The organism is Promicromonospora sp. NPDC110617 (assembly GCF_055598465.1).
The window spans coordinates 860,638-876,577 of the sequence record NZ_JBVKBM010000003.1 but is presented as its reverse complement, the minus strand read 5'-3'; the positions used below and the strand labels follow the sequence as shown (position 1 = coordinate 876,577).

10 protein-coding genes are annotated in these 15,940 nt (G+C 72.9%); 5 read left to right on the top strand and 5 right to left on the bottom strand.

The window, feature by feature from the left end; all coding sequences use genetic code 11:
* Positions 1 to 11: 11 nt before the first annotated feature.
* Together ACZ7LE_RS21645 and ACZ7LE_RS21640 are read right to left on the bottom strand one after the other, a co-directional pair.
* Positions 12 to 4,703 (bottom strand): S8 family serine peptidase, encoded by a 4,692-nt coding sequence (locus tag ACZ7LE_RS21645; protein ID WP_470405302.1) that lies wholly within the window; start codon positions 4,701 to 4,703, stop codon positions 12 to 14.
* Positions 4,704 to 4,840: 137 nt separating this feature from the next.
* Positions 4,841 to 5,842: a hypothetical protein gene (locus ACZ7LE_RS21640; protein WP_470405301.1), complete on the bottom strand. Its 1,002-nt coding sequence runs from the start codon at positions 5,840 to 5,842 to the stop codon at positions 4,841 to 4,843.
* A gap of 144 nt (positions 5,843 to 5,986) precedes the next feature.
* Here ACZ7LE_RS21640 and nhaA point away from each other — a divergent pair, with 144 nt between their 5' ends.
* Positions 5,987 to 7,900, top strand: a complete 1,914-nt coding sequence (gene nhaA, locus ACZ7LE_RS21635) for a Na+/H+ antiporter NhaA (protein ID WP_470405300.1) — start codon at positions 5,987 to 5,989, stop codon at positions 7,898 to 7,900.
* 163 nt (positions 7,901 to 8,063) lie between these two features.
* Here the strand turns inward: nhaA and ACZ7LE_RS21630 are convergent, their stop codons facing one another.
* The 3 genes from ACZ7LE_RS21630 to ACZ7LE_RS21620 form a co-directional block, all read right to left on the bottom strand.
* Entirely contained in the window at positions 8,064 to 8,951 is an 888-nt protein-coding gene (locus ACZ7LE_RS21630) for a carbohydrate ABC transporter permease (RefSeq protein WP_470405299.1), read from the bottom strand.
* Positions 8,948 to 9,850 carry a carbohydrate ABC transporter permease gene (locus ACZ7LE_RS21625; protein ID WP_470405298.1) on the bottom strand — a complete coding sequence of 301 codons (903 nt, stop codon included), beginning with the start codon at positions 9,848 to 9,850 and terminating at the stop codon, positions 8,948 to 8,950. Before ACZ7LE_RS21625 ends, ACZ7LE_RS21630 begins: the two co-directional genes overlap by 4 nt.
* 106 nt (positions 9,851 to 9,956) lie before the next feature.
* On the bottom strand, positions 9,957 to 11,246 hold the full coding sequence (locus tag ACZ7LE_RS21620) for an ABC transporter substrate-binding protein (RefSeq protein WP_470405297.1): 1,290 nt from the start codon (positions 11,244 to 11,246) through the stop codon (positions 9,957 to 9,959).
* A gap of 361 nt (positions 11,247 to 11,607) precedes the next feature.
* Between ACZ7LE_RS21620 and ACZ7LE_RS21615 the strand changes: the two genes are divergently transcribed.
* From ACZ7LE_RS21615 to ACZ7LE_RS21600, 4 genes are read left to right on the top strand one after another with little or no spacing between them, the layout of a single operon-like run.
* A complete protein-coding gene (locus ACZ7LE_RS21615) occupies positions 11,608 to 12,726 on the top strand; it encodes an ROK family transcriptional regulator (protein ID WP_377231174.1) in 1,119 nt (372 codons plus the stop codon).
* Positions 12,723 to 13,901, top strand: a complete 1,179-nt coding sequence (locus tag ACZ7LE_RS21610; protein ID WP_470405296.1) for a substrate-binding domain-containing protein — start codon at positions 12,723 to 12,725, stop codon at positions 13,899 to 13,901. Before ACZ7LE_RS21615 ends, ACZ7LE_RS21610 begins: the two co-directional genes overlap by 4 nt.
* A complete protein-coding gene (locus ACZ7LE_RS21605; protein ID WP_470405295.1) occupies positions 13,898 to 14,722 on the top strand; it encodes an ATP-binding cassette domain-containing protein in 825 nt (274 codons plus the stop codon). The genes ACZ7LE_RS21610 and ACZ7LE_RS21605 overlap by 4 nt, the downstream gene beginning before the upstream one ends.
* The gene (locus ACZ7LE_RS21600; RefSeq protein ID WP_470405294.1) at positions 14,719 to 15,936 is read left to right on the top strand and encodes a sugar ABC transporter permease; all 1,218 of its coding nucleotides are present in this window, start codon (positions 14,719 to 14,721) and stop codon (positions 15,934 to 15,936) included. Before ACZ7LE_RS21605 ends, ACZ7LE_RS21600 begins: the two co-directional genes overlap by 4 nt.
* Positions 15,937 to 15,940 lie beyond the last annotated feature (4 nt).

Sequence of the window (15,940 nt, the reverse complement as noted above, 5' to 3'; positions counted from 1 at the left end):
CCCGGCGAACCTCAGCGCCGCTTCACCTCCAGGTCCGCGGTCGCCTCGGAGGCCGCGAGCTCGTCGGTCCCGGCGTACCGGGCCGTGATCGTGTAGTCGCCGGCCCGCAGGAGCGGCGGCACCAGCACGTCGGCCTTGCCGTGGCGCAGCTGCACCGTCCGCTCGTACGGGTGCCGGTCTCCCTCGCGGCCCACCGTGACGGTCACGCGGCCCGACGGCGTGACGTCGTCGGCGGACACGGTGACCTTGACCAGGAACGGCTCCAGCGGGCGGACCGAGGCCGGGGCCTTGATCTGCGTCGACGTCGCCGCGGGCAGCAGGTCGCCGGGCACCAGCGCACTGACAGCGGTGCGGTGCACGCCGCCCTCGTCGGTGCCGGCGTAGACCCAGGCGCCGTCGGGGCTCACGGTGAGGGACCGCACCGACATCGCCGTCAGGTCCTTGGACGCCGACGCCCACGTGGCGCCGCCGTCGGCCGAGACGAGCACCCCCGCGCCGTTGGCCGCCAGGCCGTACGGGCGCCAGCGGGCCGCACCCGCGACCAGCAGCTCCGTGCCGGCAGCGGGACCGTCTGGCACCTCGACGGCCACGAACGTGCCCACCGCGGCGGACGTGTTCGGCACCTCGGCGTCGGTGAAGGACCTGCCGCCGTCGGTGCTGACCCGGATGCCCGGCGTCTCGCCGACCACCACGTGGTCGGTGTCGGCGGGGTCGACCCACACGGACCGCGCCTCGTCCTGCGTCAGCCGGGTGATCGTCCGGCCGAGGTCGTCCGACCGGTACAGCCCGGACGACGTCGCCAGCCAGAGCCGGTTCTCGTCCACCGGGTCCATCACGACCTGCTGCACCAGCACCTCGTGCGCGTAGCTGGTCCACGTCTCGAAACCGTCGGTCGAGACCATGAGGCCGGTGTCCACGAGCGAGGTGTAGCCCACCGCGACCGTGTCCTCGGCGTGCGGGGAGACCGCCAGCGCCGTCGGGCTGAAGCCGCCCGTCGGGCCCACCTGCGTGAGGTCGGCGTCGGACTCGCCGGCGCCCGCCGTCAGGATGCGGCCGCCGCCGAACGCGTTGGTGCCCACGGCCCAGACGTCGTGGTCGCCCAGCGGGGACTGGGCCACCTCGGAGACCTGGCGGCCGATGACGCCCTCGTGGCCGATCGAGCCCCAGTCCTGCGCGTCGGGACCGAGCTCTGCCAGCGGCTGCTGGTGCAGGCCCTCGAAGTCGACGGCGCGCAGCACGGGCTCGCCGTCGGCGTCGACGCCCGCGTGCACGCCGGAGACGTCGGAGCCGGAGACCCCGGCCTTGGTCCACTCCTCGCCGTCGTCGGTCGTGAAGATCCCGGCGTTCTCCATCGACATGACGATCTGCTCGTCCGGCGTGCCGGGCCAGTGGTCGACATCGGTGGCGAGCGGCCCGCGCACGGGCAGCGGGTGGGTCTGCCAGGTCTTGCCGAGGTCGTCGCTGGTGCTGAAGGACGACAGGCCCGACGCGTACACGGTGCCGTTCGTCAGGCTGGTGACGGTGACGTAGGACTGCTCGGTGTCGGCGCCCTCCGTCCAGGTAGCGCCGCCGTCCGCCGAGGTCAGCGCGACGCCGTCGCCGCGGACCAGCACCGCGGTGGACCCGTCGGCCACGACGCCCTGGGGGCGGTCGCGGTAGTCGTTGGTGACGTACGGCTGCGTGACCTCGCGGCCGCCGGACAGCACGTCGGCGATCCGGTAGACGCCGTCATAGGTGGCGATGAGCAGGTCGTCGTCCGCGAAGGCGGCGCCGTACACGAGGCCGCTCCACTCCGGGGCGACGCGGCTCCAGCGCTGCCCGCCGTCCCGGCTGACGTAGAGGCCGGAGTCGGTCACCGCGGCCAGCGCGTCACCGTGGGCGACGAGCTCGCTGATGGCGACGTCGGGGAAGGGCAGCACCGTCCAGGTGGCCCCGGCGTCGGGCGTGTGCACGATGCGGCCGGAGTAGCTGGGGTCGAGGGTGACCTTGCCGGCGGCGCCGTTCAGGGCCACGTAGAACCCGCCGGGCGTGGTCGTGTCAGCCACGGGGATGCCCCAACCGTCGGCGACGGGCATGCTGCGCACCCGCTGCCAGGTGACGCCGTAGTCGGTGGTGACGAACGGGTGCACGCCGGACCCGGCCATCGCCAGGCCGGTCCCCGGGGTGGTGGGGGAGGTGGCGAGCTCGCGGGCCGCGCCGGAGAGGCCGACCTGCTCCCACGCGCCCGCCTGGTCGGCGCCCTCGGACTGCACGCCGCCGGTGCCGGTCAGGGTGCGGCCGGTCACGGTCGCGCGGGCGTCGAGCCGGTAGGTGCCGGGTTCGTCGAGCGGCACGGTGCCGCGGTACCAGCCGGGGCTGGTGCCGACGGCGGTGAGCGCGGCGGTGTACTTCTCGCCGGACGGCGCGGTCGCCGTCGCGGTCGGCGTCGCCTCGGGGGTCATCGGCGCGTAGACGAAGACGTCGCTGCTGCCGGTCGCCAGGGTCGGCGAGGACTGCACCTGCAGCGGCCGCACGTAGGCCGCGTACGGGATGCGCACGGTGGTGCCGTCGGAGACGGTGCCCACCACGACGCCGGAGGTCTCGGTGCCACCCGCGTCCGGGGTGCTGGTGTCCGGGGTGACGGTGAGGTCGACCGAGGCGCTGCGGCCGGCCGGGATCTTGACCTGGCGCGCGGAGAGCTCGGCCTCGCCGGTGCTCGTCGCGGCGGGCCTCGCCGACAGCTTGACCGTCACGGCCTTGGTGCCGGAGTTGCGCAGCACGACGGTGCTGGTCCGGGCGGGCTTGCCGCCCATGTCGGCGAGCCCCAGCGAGACGGCGTCGGGCGCGGCCGTGACCTGCTGGTCCACGGCGGCGGCGACGTCGAGCTTGCCGGCGCCCTGGGCGGACGGCGACACGTCGGCCTCGTCCGACTCCAGCGGCTGCGCGCTGCCGATGAGGGTCGCGCGGAGCTGCTCCGCGGTCTGCTCGGGCCGCGCCTGGGCCAGCAGGGCGGCCGCCCCGGCGACGTGCGGCGCGGCCATCGAGGTGCCGGACATCCGGTACTGGTCGCCGTCCACCCCGAACATCGCCGGGATGTCGGACATGATCTCGAAGCCGGGCGCCACGATCTCGGGCTTGAGCGTCATGGCGTCGCTCGGGCCGCGGGAGCTGAAGTCGGTGATCGTGTCGGTCACGTCGACGGAGCCGATCGTGCCTGAGACGGTGCCGGCCGCGACCTCGGACTTGAAGGTCTGGTACTGGGCCGAGCTCAGGTTCATCATGACCAGCGACTCGCGGCGCAGGTCGAAGCCGCCGCCGGCCAGGATGTTCGCGGACCCCTGGGGGCCCGCGCCGCCGTCGCCGGCGGGGTCGGTCGGGCTCGGCGTGTAGAGCAGGGCGCCCACGGCCCCGTGCTCCTCGGCGAGCTGGGCCTGCAGCAGGTGCGGGCCCTGCACCTGACCCAGGGAGGTGGCGGTCATGCTCTGCATGACGACGATCGCGCCCCGCACGTCGCCCGCCAGCTCGTAGTCCTCCTCGTCGAAGCCGTCGCCGACGTCGACCAGGCGGCCCGTGATGCCCTCGGCCGGCGGGTTGGCCGACATCGGGAAGCGGGTCACGTCCAGCGGCCGCGGGTCGTCGCCCGGCGCGGCGCCGTCGAGGGTCAGCGTCGGGTCGGCGACGCCGGTCACCTGCGCGCCGACGGCGATGACGCCCTCGGCGGCGGCCGGCGAGCTGACCGTCTGGTCGTAGGGGCCGGCGTTGCCGGCCGCGGCCACGACCACGACGCCCTGCCGCACGGCGGCGGTGGAGGCGCGGCCCAGCGGGTCGGTGCCGTCGCCGGGCGTGCCGAGGCTCATGTTCACGACGTCGGCCGGGTGGTCGCCCAGCGGGTCGGTCGCGGCCTCCAGCGCGAGCAGCAGGTCCTCGGTGGTGCCGCCGCCGTTGGCGTCCATCGCCTTCCACGCCGTGAACGTCACGTCGGGCGCCATGCCGGTCAGGTTGTCCCCGCCGGCGCCCACGATGCCGGCCACGTGCGTGCCGTGCATGTGGTCGTCCATCGGGTCGGCGTCGTCGTTGACGAAGTCGTAGCCGTCGACCACGCGGTGGCCGGGGCCGAACCCGCCGCCGAGGTCGGCCAGCGTGTAGTCGATGCCCGTGTCGATGATCGCCACGGTGCGGCCCTCGCCCGTGACGGGGGCGCCGTCGGCGTCGTCGCGCTCCCAGACCTGCGGGGCGCCGGTGGCGGGGATGTTCGCCTCGTCGCCGAGGATGCGCACCGCCGCGCTCTCGGTGACGCGCGCGACACCGGGGGCGGAGCGCAGCTCGGCCAGGTCCGCGGGGTCGACGGTGGCGACGACGGCGGACAGCAGGCCCGTGACGGACTCGGGCTTGTCGAGCTCGACGCCCTGCTGCTCGGCCCAGGACGTGACGCCCTCCTGAGCCTCCTCGACCTCGTCGACGGCGGCGCGGTAGTCGGCGGCGAAGTCGCTGCGTGCGCGGGCCGCACCGGCGCCGGTGGCGGTACGGGCGGCGGCGACCGCCTCCTGGCCGACGACGTCGGCGGCCGTGGGGGAGTCGAGCTCGATGATGACGCGCACCGGATCGGCGTCGGGTGCGGCGTCCGGGGCCGCGACGGCGGCTCCGGGGGACAGGACCAGGGAGGCCGAGACGAGGGTGCTCCCGAGAAGGAGACCCCGGCGGCGGCCGGAGGGCAGAGGTTGCATGAGGGCTGTCTAGCCCGCGCTACCCTGTGCGAGCAATGGGCGGAATGGCCGTATCTGGCCACTGGCCGGTACCGGCCGCAAGGTTTTACACGGGCGTCACGCGGCGCGGCATTTTTCACCCCGCGCGGGCGACATCCCTAGAGCCAGCCCTTGCGGACCGCCTGGACCCCCGCCTGGAAGCGGTTGGCCGCGCCCAGGCGGCGCAGCAGGTCCGCGCTGCGTCGTCGCAGCGTCCGCTCCGACAGCCCGAGCTCGCGCGCGATCGCCTCGTCCTTGGCGCCGGAGCCGAGCAGCGCGAGCAGCGCGCGGTCGTCCTTGTTCGGTCCGCGGTCCGGGGGAGCGGTGCCCTCCAGGCTGTCGGACGCCGGGATCTCCACGGCGTCCGCCCACACGGCCTCGAACGCGGCGACCAGCAGGTCCACGAGCGGGCCGCCCTCGACCACCACGGCCGCCGGGTGCTGCGGGTCGAGGTCCGTGCTGACCAGCGCGGTGCGCCGGTCGGCGATGGCCAGCTTGGTGGGCAGGGTCCGCGCGATGCGGGCCTGCTCGCCGACCGACGCCGCGTGGCGCAGCTCCGCCCACGCGCCGGGGATGTCCAGCACCTCCGCCGCGTACACGGCGCGCCACTGGACGCCGCGGGCCAGCGCGAGCGGCTCCACCGGGTTCTCGTCCGCCAGCACGTACGGCGGCCGGTCGAACGCCATGAACTCGGCCGTCACCTCGTGCTCCATGCGCGTGTACCAGGCGCCGATCAGCGCGGGGTCGTCGATCACGTGCACCCCGGCGCCGGAGCCCGCGGCGTCGGACGCCTGCTCGAACAGGCCGGCCAGGTCCGGGATCGTCGCCCGGACACGGTCGAGCTGCGCGGCGGTGCGGTCAGTGAGCGCCCGCAGCGCCACGCGCGGGTCCACCGCCGTGTACTCGCCGTCGCTCCCGGCCGTGCGGTTGATCAGCCCGGCCGTGCGCAGCCGCGCCAGCATCCCGGCGGGGTCGGTGCCCTCCAGCGGCACGTCCTGGGCGACGTCCTCGACCCGGACGGTGCCCTGGGCCAGCACGTACCGGTAGACCAGCCGGGTGTCGTCGTCGATGCCGACAGCCTCGAAGTCGCTGTCGAGGTCGGACTCGGGATCCAGGGGCATGGGGGTCAGCGTAGGTCAGCCGACGTCGGCCGGGAGCGGGTGAAATTCCCCGTCGCGCGCCGGGTCGCCCACTAATCTGAGCGACAAAGATTCACCAGTTTTCATGCTGCACGGCCCTGGCGACCCGCGAAAACAGGAGAAATGATGGCGAACCTGACCATTGTCGAGCGGTCGCCCGACCCCGAGACGCACGACCCGGGCCCGCACTGGCCGTCCATCGCCGTGTGGATCCGCTCGCTCGGCCAGAGCCGCCTCGGTGCGCTCCTCCTCCTGGTCGGGACTCTCGCGGCCATCCTCTGGGCGAACATCTCGTTCGAGTCGTACAGCGAGTTCTGGGAGACGCACCTCAACCTCGGGGTGGGCGACTTCCAGCTCGAGTTCACGCTGCACGCCCTGGTCAACGACGCGCTCATGGCCATCTTCTTCTTCACCGTCGGCCTGGAGGTGCGGCGCGAGTTCGCGATCGGCGAGCTCACGAGCTGGTCGCGTGCCATGGTCCCGGTCGCCGCCGCCGTCGCCGGGCTCGTGGTGCCCGCCGTGCTCTACGTGCTCATCGCGCGCGGCTCCGGCTGGGAGCACGCCTGGGGGGTCGTCATCTCGACGGACACGGCGTTCGTCGTCGGCGCGCTGGCGCTGATCGGACCACGCGCGCCCGGCCGGCTGAGAGTCTTCCTGCTGGCGCTCGCGGTGGTGGACGACATCGGCGCCCTGAGCATCATCGCGCTCGTCTACACCGAGAACTTCGACCCGCTGCCGCTGGTGATCGCCGCCGTGGGCCTGGTCGGCGTCTACCTCACGCGGTACGTGCCCACGGGCCGCGGGCCCATCTACGCCACCCTGTCGATCATCGTCTGGGGCGCGTTCCTGGCGTCCGGCGTGCACCCGACCCTCGCGGGCGTGGCCATCGCGCTCCTGGTGCCGGTCTACCGGCCCAGCCGGCGCGACGTCGAGCACGCGCTGACCCTGGCGCGCACGTTCCGGCAGTCGCCGAACAGCGACTACGCGCGGGCCGCGGCGAACAGCCTGCGCGAGTCGATCTCGATCAACGAGCGGCTCCAGTCGGCGTACGCCCCGTACGTGGCGTACGTGATCCTCCCGCTGTTCGCGCTGGCGAACGCGGGCGTGCAGATCAACGCCGAGATCCTGGCCGCGGCGGCGAGCTCCGCCATCACCTGGGGCATCATCGTGGGCCTCGTGGTCGGCAAGTTCATCGGCGTGCTGGGCACCGGGACGGTCATGCGCGTGTTCCGCCTCGGGGACCTCGGGCCCGGGCTGACGCTCGACCGGCTCGCCGGCGGCGGCGCGCTGTGCGGCATCGGCTTCACGATCTCGCTGTTCATCGTCGACCTCGCGATCGAGGACGCCGCCGTGCAGAACGAGGCGCGGGTGGGCGTACTCACGGCGTCGGTGGTCGCGTTCCTGCTCGCCGCCGTGATCTTCAAGATCTCGGACCGCGTGCACCCGTCCAAGGAGGCGGGAGCCACGCTGCTGCGCCCGGTCGACCCGGCCCGGGACCACGTGTTCGGCCCGGCCGACGCCCCGTACACGCTGGTGGAGTACGGCGACTTCCAGTGCGGGTTCTGCTCCAAGGCCTCGGGCGCCATCCAGGAGGTGCACCGCGAGATCGGCGACCGGCTGCGGTACGTCTGGCGGCACGCGCCGCTCGACCGGTACCACCCGAACGCCGTCGCGGCCGCCGAGGCGGCGGAGGCCGCCGCGATGCAGGGCAAGTTCTTCGACATGGAGCGCAGCCTGCTGCTCGACCAGGAGAACCAGCTTCCGTCGGACATCGTCCGGCGCGCGGAGGAACTCGGGCTCGACGTCGACCGGTTCGAGCGGGACCTGGTCTCCCCGGAGGTGGCGGGCCGGGTGCGCGACGATGTGCTCGACGCCGAGGCGATGGAGGTCACCGCCGTGCCGACGTTCTTCGTCAACGGCCGCCGGCACACCGGCCCGTACGACGCGCAGTCGCTGATCCACGCCCTGGAGACGACGGCGCCGGCCGCGCAGGCGGCTCCGGCGTCGCCGGCCGGGGAGCGCGCGCCAGAGGAGGCGTGACCGGGACGGGCACGGGGTGATCGGTAGTTCCGGGTGGTCGGCAGTTTCGGGTGGTCGGTAGAAGGTCAGGTGGTCGGCAGCTCGAACTGCCGACCACCTGACCTTCTACCGACCACCCGAAACTACCGACCACCCGCCCCGGCCGGAGCGGGCGCCCCGGGGCTCAGCCCTTGACCGAGCCCGACATCAGGCCGCCGACGAAGTACTTGCCGAGGATGATGTAGACCAGCAGGGTCGGCAGCGACGCGAACAGGGCGCCGGCCATCGAGACGCCGTAGTTCTGCAGCAGCGCGCCGTTGGCGAGGTTGTTCAGCGCCACGGTCACGGGGCCGTTCTGCGAAGACGAGAAGAACACCGCGAACAGGAAGTCGTTCCAGGCCGAGGTGAACTGCCAGATGAGCACCACCACGAAGCTCGGGATCGAGATCGGCAGCACGATCGACCAGTAGGTGCGCAGCATGCCCGCGCCGTCGACGCGCCCGGCCTCGATGAGCTCGTGCGGCACCGTCGAGTAGTAGTTGCGGAAGATCAGCGTCGTGATCGGGATGCCGTAGACCACGTGCAGCAGGATCAGTGTGGGCACACCCGTGGGGATGCCGAGGTTCAGCACGAGCTGGGTCAGGGGGATCATCACGGCCTGGTACGGGATGAACATCCCGAACAGGATCAGCGTGAAGACGATGTCCGCGCCCTTGAAGCTCCAGCGCGAGAGCACGAACCCGTTCAGCGAGCCGAGGAACGCCGAGATGATCGAGCTCGGCACGACGATGGCCAGCGTGCGCCCGATGGCGGGCGCCAGCGTGGTCCACGCCATGGCCCAGTTGTCCATGGTCCAGATCTGGGGCAGGTTCCAGGCGCGGCTCGGGTCGGCGTCGCCGGTGCCCTTGAAGCTGGTCACCAGCAGCACGTACACCGGGATCAGGACGACGATCAGGAAGAAGATCAGGCCCACGTACTTCAGCGTGCGCGCGAGCGAGTACCGGCCCTTGTGCACACGCGGCGCGACGGGCGCCGGGCGGTGCGCGGTGAGCTGTTCGGCTTCGGCGGTCATCGCTTCTCCTCACGGTTCGTGCGGATCAGGTAGGGCACGATGACGATCGCGACGATGATCAGCAGGATCGAGCCGACGGCGGCGGCGTTCGCGTAGTCGAAGCTCGACTTGAACACGAACATGTCGACGGCCGGGACCTTGGTCTGGTAGTTCGCGGGCTTGGAGATCGACATGATGAGGTCGAACGCCTTGAGCGACATGTGGCCGATGATGATCAGCGCGGACAGTGCGACCGGCGAGAGCTGCGGGAACAGCACGTGCCGGTAGAGCTTCCACTCGGAGGCGCCGTCCATCCGGGCCGCCTCGCGCAGCTCCTCGGGGATGCCGCGGAACCCGGCGAGGAACAGCGCCATCACGTAGCCGGAGAGCTGCCAGATGGCGGGGATGGCGATGGCGATGATGCCGAAGGTGACGTTGTTCCACCAGTTGTTCTGCAGCGCGTCGAGCCCGACGATCTGGAACAGCCGGTTCAGGCCGGAGGCCTGCTCGCCCTGGTTGGAGTTGAGCAGCCAGCGCCACACCACACCCGAGGCGACGAACGAGACCGCCATGGGGAAGAGGTAGACCGAGCGGAACAGTCCCTCGCCCTTGACGGGCTTCTCGAGCATCCAGGCCCACAGGAAGCCCATGATCATGGTGCCGACCAGGAACACGACCGTGTACAGCACGAGGTTCATCAGCGAGTGCTGGAAGTCCTCGCTGGCCAGCAGGTCGAGGTAGTTGGTGAACCACACGAAGACGGCCGGCTTCTGCCCGGTGGCCTGCGCCGCCGTGTGGTTGTCCGTCAGGGACGTGGTGAAGTTGGCGGCGATCAGCCCGTAGACGAAGACGCCGACGAGGATCAGGGACGGGGCGAGCATGAGCAGCGGTGGCCCGACGCGCCGCAGTTTGTTCAGCATGTAGGTACCTCGGAGGAGTGGGCGCAGCCGCGCGCCGTCGGGACGGACCCGACGGCGCGCGACGTACGGCGGTGTGCGTTACGCGGGAGCTGTTCGCACCCGGGTGTCAGCTCTGCGTGGCCGAGGCCAGCTCGGACTGGAAGCCGGCGAGGTCGGACGCACCGGTCGTGAACTTGCTCGTGGCGTCCGAGATCGCGTTCAGCGTCGCGACCGGGGCGGCCGCACCGTGCGCCAGCGAGGACACGATCGTGTCGTTCGCGAACGACTCGATGGCGGTCTGCTGGTACTCCGAGAACTCGGCGGGGTCCGCGTCGGTCCGGGCCGGGATGGAGCCCTTGGCCTTGTTGAACGCGACCTGGCCCTCGAGCGAGCCCACGGTCTCCAGCCACGCCTTCGCGCCGTCCGGGTGGGGCGCGCCGACCGGCAGGGTGAAGGAGTCGGCCAGGAAGTCGAACGTCCCGTCGGTGCCCGGGACCGGGGCCGCCGTGAAGTCCGTGCCGAGCACCTTGTCCTGCTCCTCGAACGCAGCCACGGCCCAGTCGCCCATGACGTTGAACGCCGCGCTGCCGTCGATGACCATCTGGGTCGCCTCGGGCCAGTCGAGACCGTCACGGTCGTCGTTGGTGTAGCTCATCAGCGTCTCGAAGTCCTCGAGCGCCGCCGTGACCTCGGGGCCCTCCCAGTCGGTCGAGCCGTCCCACAGGCCGCTGTAGCCGTCCGCGCCCAGGTCGGCGAGCAGCACGGTCTCGAGCAGGTGGACCTGGGTCCACGTGGTGCCCACCGACAGCGGCGTGACACCGGCCTTGTCGAGCTTCTCCAGGTCGGCCATCCAGGCGTCGAGGTCCGCGTACTCGGCCTCGGGGTCGATGTCGTTGTCCTCCAGCACCGTCGGGTTCGCCCAGACGACGTTCGCGCGGTGGATGTTCGACGGGATCGAGTAGATCGCGCCGTCCTCCGTGGAGAGCCGGTCGACCAGGTCGGCGGGGAAGACGTCCGTCAGGCCGAACTCGTCGTAGAGGTCGGAGACGTCCTCGATCTGCGCGGCGTCGATGTAGTCCTGCAGCTCGGCGCCCGCGTGGGCCTGGAACGTGTCCGGCGGGTCCTGCGCCTGCAGGCGGGTCTGCAGCAGGTCCTTCGCCGCGGAGCCCGCACCACCGGCGACGGCGCCGTTGACGAACTCGATGTCGGGGTGCTGCTCGTTGAACACGCCCACCAGGGCGTCGAGGCCGGCCTTCTCGGATCCGGCAGCCCACCAGGTGAACACCTCGACCTGGTCGGCGCTGCCGCTCTCGCCGCTGCCTTCGCCACCGTCACCGCCGCCGCCGCACGCGGCCAGCGTGAGACCGAGCACAGCGGCTGTCGCCACCGTCGCGGTCATCCTCCGGTTCACTCGCATCTGGGGTCCCTCAACCTTCCTCGGTCGCTGGAGCACCGACCCGGGACGGCGTCGTCGTACCTGGCGAGGGTGAATTCTCCTCGCGGCCAGGACGGCGTCGTACCTGTGGACCGGCCGGGCGCGCCTGTACGCCCGTGAACCCGGGTCCTATCGAACGGCCGCGAGGCCTTGGTGTCAAGAAATGAACGCAAGCGTCGCTCGATCGTGACCTGAACGTTCAGTTCGTGTATCCAAACCCGTCATACCAGGCCGATTCCCGGCCGGAGCACGCCGGAAGGCGGTTACCCTGGGCGCTGTGCGCGCGGATCGGGTAACCCCGGGTTCGCAGACCTCACTGCGTGAGGCCAACCGAGCCCGGATCGTGAGCGCCGTCCAGCAGCGTGGCTCTCTCACGCAGATCGAGCTGGCCGGCGTCACAGGGCTGTCCCCAGCCACGATCTCGAACATCGTCAAGGAGCTCACCGTCGCGGGCGTGCTGCACACGTCGCAGTCGGTGCGCAACGGCCGCCGCGCCCTCCAGGTCACCCTCGCGCGCAACCTCGGCGTCGTCGCCGGCATCCGGTTCGGCATGCGCTCCCTCAGCGTCGCGCTCGCCGACGCCTCCATGCGGGTCCTGGCCGAGCAGCGCATGCCGCTCGCCCCCGACCACCGCGCCGACGCCGGCCTGCAGCGCACCGCGATGCTGATCCGGGAGATGCTGGAGTCCGTCGACGCCGACCCGTCCGAGCTGCTCGCCGTCGGCGTCGGGGTGCCCGCGCCCGTCGACATCCGCACCGGCCAGGTCGTCACCGTCGGCATGATGCGCGGCTGGGACGGCGTGCACGTCGACGACATCCTCGCCGCCGAGCTCGACGTGCCCGTCACGGCCGACAACGACTCGACGCTCGCCGCGATCGCGGAGGCCCGGTTCGGTGCCGGCGCCGGGCACGACTCGGTCGCCTACATCCGCGTCTCCCACGGCGTGGGCGGCGGGCTCGTGCTGGGCGGCCGCGCCGTCCACGGTCGCTCCGGCGTCGCCGGCGAGATCGGCCACGTGTCCGTCGACGAGCACGGCCCCGTCTGCCGCTGCGGCAACCGCGGCTGCCTCGAGATGCTGGTCGGCGCCTCCAGCCTGCTCGCCATGCTCCCGCCCGAGGCGGGGCACCTCACCCTCGCCGACCTGGTCGCCCGCGCCCGCGAGGGCGACGCCGGCTCCCGCCGGGTCGTGTTCGACGCCGGACGCCACCTCGGCGTGGCGCTCGCCAACCTGTGCAACCTCGTGGACCCCGACGTCGTGGTCATCGGCGGCAAGCTCGCCGAGGCCGGCGAGCTGCTGCTCGAACCGCTGCGCACCTCGCTCGGGCAGCGCGTCGTCGCCACCTCGCGCGGCCCGGTCGAGGTGGTCCCGTCCGCCCTGGGGGCCGACGCCGGGGTGCGCGGCGCCCTCGCGGCCGCCCTCGACCAGGCGCGGATGTTCGGCTCCCTGGGGGTGAGCTCATGACCCGCCTGACCAGGGCCGTGGCGGCCGTCGCCGGGCTCGCGCTCGTGGCCGGGCTGGGCGGGTGCGCGCCGGCCGAGCCCGCCGGGTCCGCCGGCGTGCCGCACGAGGGGACGATCGGCCTGCTCCTGCCCGAGGCCCAGACGGCGCGGTACGAGGCGTCCGACCACCCGACGTTCGTGTCCGTCACGGGCCGCCGGTGCCCGGGCTGCACCGTGCTGTACGCCAACGCGGGGCAGGACGCCGCGGCGCAGCTCCAGCAGGCGGAGTCGATGCTCGCCCAGGGGGCCGACGTGCTGGTGCTCGACGCCGTGGACACCGTGGCCGCGGCCGGGATCGTCGCGCAGGCCAAGCGCCTGGGAGCCCAGGTGATCGCCTACGATCGGTTCGTGGACGGCGCGGACTACTACGTGTCGTACGACTACGAGTTCATCGGCTTCCTGCTGGGCTCGGCACTTGCCGGTGGCGTCACGGAACGAGACGCTGAGACAGAAGCTGAACCAGACGCAGACGCCGGACCGGACGCCGAGGACCGGCCGGGGGTGCTCCTGGTGCACGGATCGGCGACCGAGCCCAACGCGCTCGCCATCGCCGCCGGCACCCGCCGCGCCCTCGAAGGAGAGGACATCGACGTGCTCGCCGAGTACTACACGCCCGACTGGAGCCCGGACAAGGCCACCGAGTGGACCGAGGCCATGCTCACCCGGTTCCCCGGGCAGGTCGACGGCGTGCTCGCCGCCAACGACGGCATAGCGGGCGGCGCGATCGCCGCGGCCAAGGCCGCGGGCCTCGACCCGGTCCCCGTCACGACGGGGCAGGACGGCGAGCTGGCCGCGGTGCAGCGCATCATCGCGGGCGACCAGTACATGACGGTCTACAAGGCGACCGACCAGCAGGCCCAGACCGCCGCGGAGCTCGCGGTGCGCGTGCTCCGCGGCGAGGAGCCGCGCACCACCGCCGTCATCCAGGGCGTGCCCACCGTGCTCCTGGCGCCCCGCGCCGTGGGCGTCGACGACGTCCAGCACGTGATCGTCGACGGGCACGTGTACACGACCGACGAGATCTGCGTGCCCGCCTACCGGGACGCGTGCGAGCGCGCCGGCCTGATCGGCCCGGACGCCGGCGCGGCTGCCGACGACGCCTCCGTGCCCGCCACCCTCGGGGAGGCGGTCCGATGAGCGATCCGGTGCTCTCGCTGCGCGGCGTCTCCAAGCGGTTCGGTGGCGTCCGCGCCCTGGTGGACGTCGACGCGGACGTGCACGAGCACGAGGTGCTCGCCGTCGTCGGCGACAACGGGGCCGGCAAGTCCACCCTGGCGGGCGTGCTCGCCGGCGCCCACCGGCCCGACGCCGGCCAGGTGCTGCTCGACGCGCGCCCCGTGGTGCTCGACTCGCCCGCCGCCGCGCGGGCGCTCGGCATCGCCGCGGTGTTCCAGGAGCTCGCGCTCGTGGACGACCTGGACGTCGTGGAGAACCTGTTCCTCGGGCACGAGACCCGGCGCGGGCCCCTGCTCGACGAGGTGGCCATGGAGCGCGAGGCGTGGCAGCTGCTCGACCAGCTCGCCGCCAGCGTGCCCAGCGTCCGCGACCCCGTCCGCACCCTGTCCGGCGGGCAGCGCCAGACCGTCGCCGTGGCCCGCGCGCTGCTCGGCTCGCCGCGCGTCGTCGTGCTGGACGAGCCGACGGCGTCGCTCGGCGTGCGGCAGACCGCCGAGGTGCTCAACCTCATCGTCCGGCTGCGGGAGCGCGGCCACGCCGTCGTGCTGGTCAGCCACCAGGCGGGCGACCTGCAGGCCGTCGCCGACCGCATCCTCGTGCTGCGGCTCGGTCGCGTGCACGACGTGTTCGACGGCGACGCGTCCTACGAGGACCTGCTCGCCGCCATGACCGGCGCGGTCCGCCCGGGGGCAAAGCACACCGGAGCCCGCTCCGGCGCGCGCACCGGCGGCCGGTCGGGCGCGGAGTCCGGTGCCGAGTCCGGCCGGGCGGTGCGCCGATGACCGCGCAGGGCGGCACCGGGGCGGGGATCTCCGGCACGGGCCTGGCCGGGACCGGCGGCCTGACCGGCGCCGTCTGGCAGCGCGTGCGCGGCGGCAACAGCCTGCTCCCCATCGTCGGGGCGCTCGTGGTGATCTGGCTGGTGATGGGCGCCGTCAACCCCGCGTTCCTCGCCCCCGAGAACCTGGTCAACCTCACGCTGCAGAGCGCGCCCGTCGGCGTCATCGCGCTCGGCGTCGTGCTCGTGCTCCTGGTCGGCCAGATCGACCTGTCCGTCGGCTCGGTGAGCGGGCTCGCCGCGGCCGTCGTCGCCGTCGGCTCCGTGACGCTCGGGTGGCCCGTGGCGCTCGCGATCCTCGCCGCGCTGGCGTGCGGGGTGGTGGTCGGGCTGGCGTACGGCGCGCTCTCGACGCGGCTCGGGCTGCCGAGCTTCGTCTTCACCCTGGCCGGCCTGCTGTTCCTCGCGGGGGTGCAGCTGCGCGTGCTCGGGCCGTACGGCTCGATCAACCTGCCGTTCGAGTCGTGGTTCGTCCGGTCGGTGCAGCAGGGCTTCCTCTCGCCGGCCGTGGCCTGGGCGCTCGTGGTGGCCGTGGTCGCCACCACGGCGACGGTGCAGGTCGTGGCCCGGGTCCGCCGCCGCCGGGCGGACCTCGCCTGCGCGAGCGTGCCCCAGATCGTGGTGCGGACCCTGGTGCTGGCCGCCGTGCTGTCGGCGATCGTGGCCTACCTCGGCACGGCGCGCGGCATCGGGTACACCGTGGTCCTGTTCGCCGCGCTGGTCGTGGTCACGGACGTGCTGCTGCGCCGCACCCGGTGGGGGCGGTCGGTGCGCGCGGTGGGCGGCGACCGGCGGGCGGCGATGCTCGCCGGGGTGCCCGTGCAGCGCACGGTGGTGCTGTGCTTCGTCGCCTGCTCGACGCTGGCCGCGCTCGGCGGCGTGCTCGCCGCGGGGCGGCTGGGCGCCGCGAACCAGGGGACCGGGGGAGCGGACACCTACCTCGTGGCGATCGCCGCGGCCGTGATCGGCGGCACCAGCCTGTTCGGCGGGCGTGGCAGTGCCTGGTCGGCCGTGCTGGGCGTCCTGGTGATCCAGTCCATCGCGAACGGGCTCACGCTGATGAACGTGGACCAGGCCGCGCGATACATGGTGACCGGCGCGGTGCTGCTGCTGGCGATCATCATCGACATGCTGATGCGCAAGCGACGGGAGGCCTGAGGTG

What these genes read in the sequence shown, in the direction of transcription:
- ACZ7LE_RS21645 (WP_470405302.1), bottom strand. Translation starts at nt 4,703, where the DNA reads ATGCAACCTCTGCCCTCCGGCCGCCGCCGGGGTCTCCTTCTCGGGAGC.
- ACZ7LE_RS21640 (WP_470405301.1), bottom strand. Translation starts at nt 5,842, where the DNA reads ATGCCCCTGGATCCCGAGTCCGACCTCGACAGCGACTTCGAGGCTGTC.
- nhaA (WP_470405300.1), top strand. Translation starts at nt 5,987, where the DNA reads ATGGCGAACCTGACCATTGTCGAGCGGTCGCCCGACCCCGAGACGCAC.
- ACZ7LE_RS21630 (WP_470405299.1), bottom strand. Translation starts at nt 8,951, where the DNA reads ATGACCGCCGAAGCCGAACAGCTCACCGCGCACCGCCCGGCGCCCGTC.
- ACZ7LE_RS21625 (WP_470405298.1), bottom strand. Translation starts at nt 9,850, where the DNA reads ATGCTGAACAAACTGCGGCGCGTCGGGCCACCGCTGCTCATGCTCGCC.
- ACZ7LE_RS21620 (WP_470405297.1), bottom strand. Translation starts at nt 11,246, where the DNA reads ATGCGAGTGAACCGGAGGATGACCGCGACGGTGGCGACAGCCGCTGTG.
- ACZ7LE_RS21610 (WP_470405296.1), top strand. Translation starts at nt 12,723, where the DNA reads ATGACCCGCCTGACCAGGGCCGTGGCGGCCGTCGCCGGGCTCGCGCTC.
- ACZ7LE_RS21605 (WP_470405295.1), top strand. Translation starts at nt 13,898, where the DNA reads ATGAGCGATCCGGTGCTCTCGCTGCGCGGCGTCTCCAAGCGGTTCGGT.
- ACZ7LE_RS21600 (WP_470405294.1), top strand. Translation starts at nt 14,719, where the DNA reads ATGACCGCGCAGGGCGGCACCGGGGCGGGGATCTCCGGCACGGGCCTG.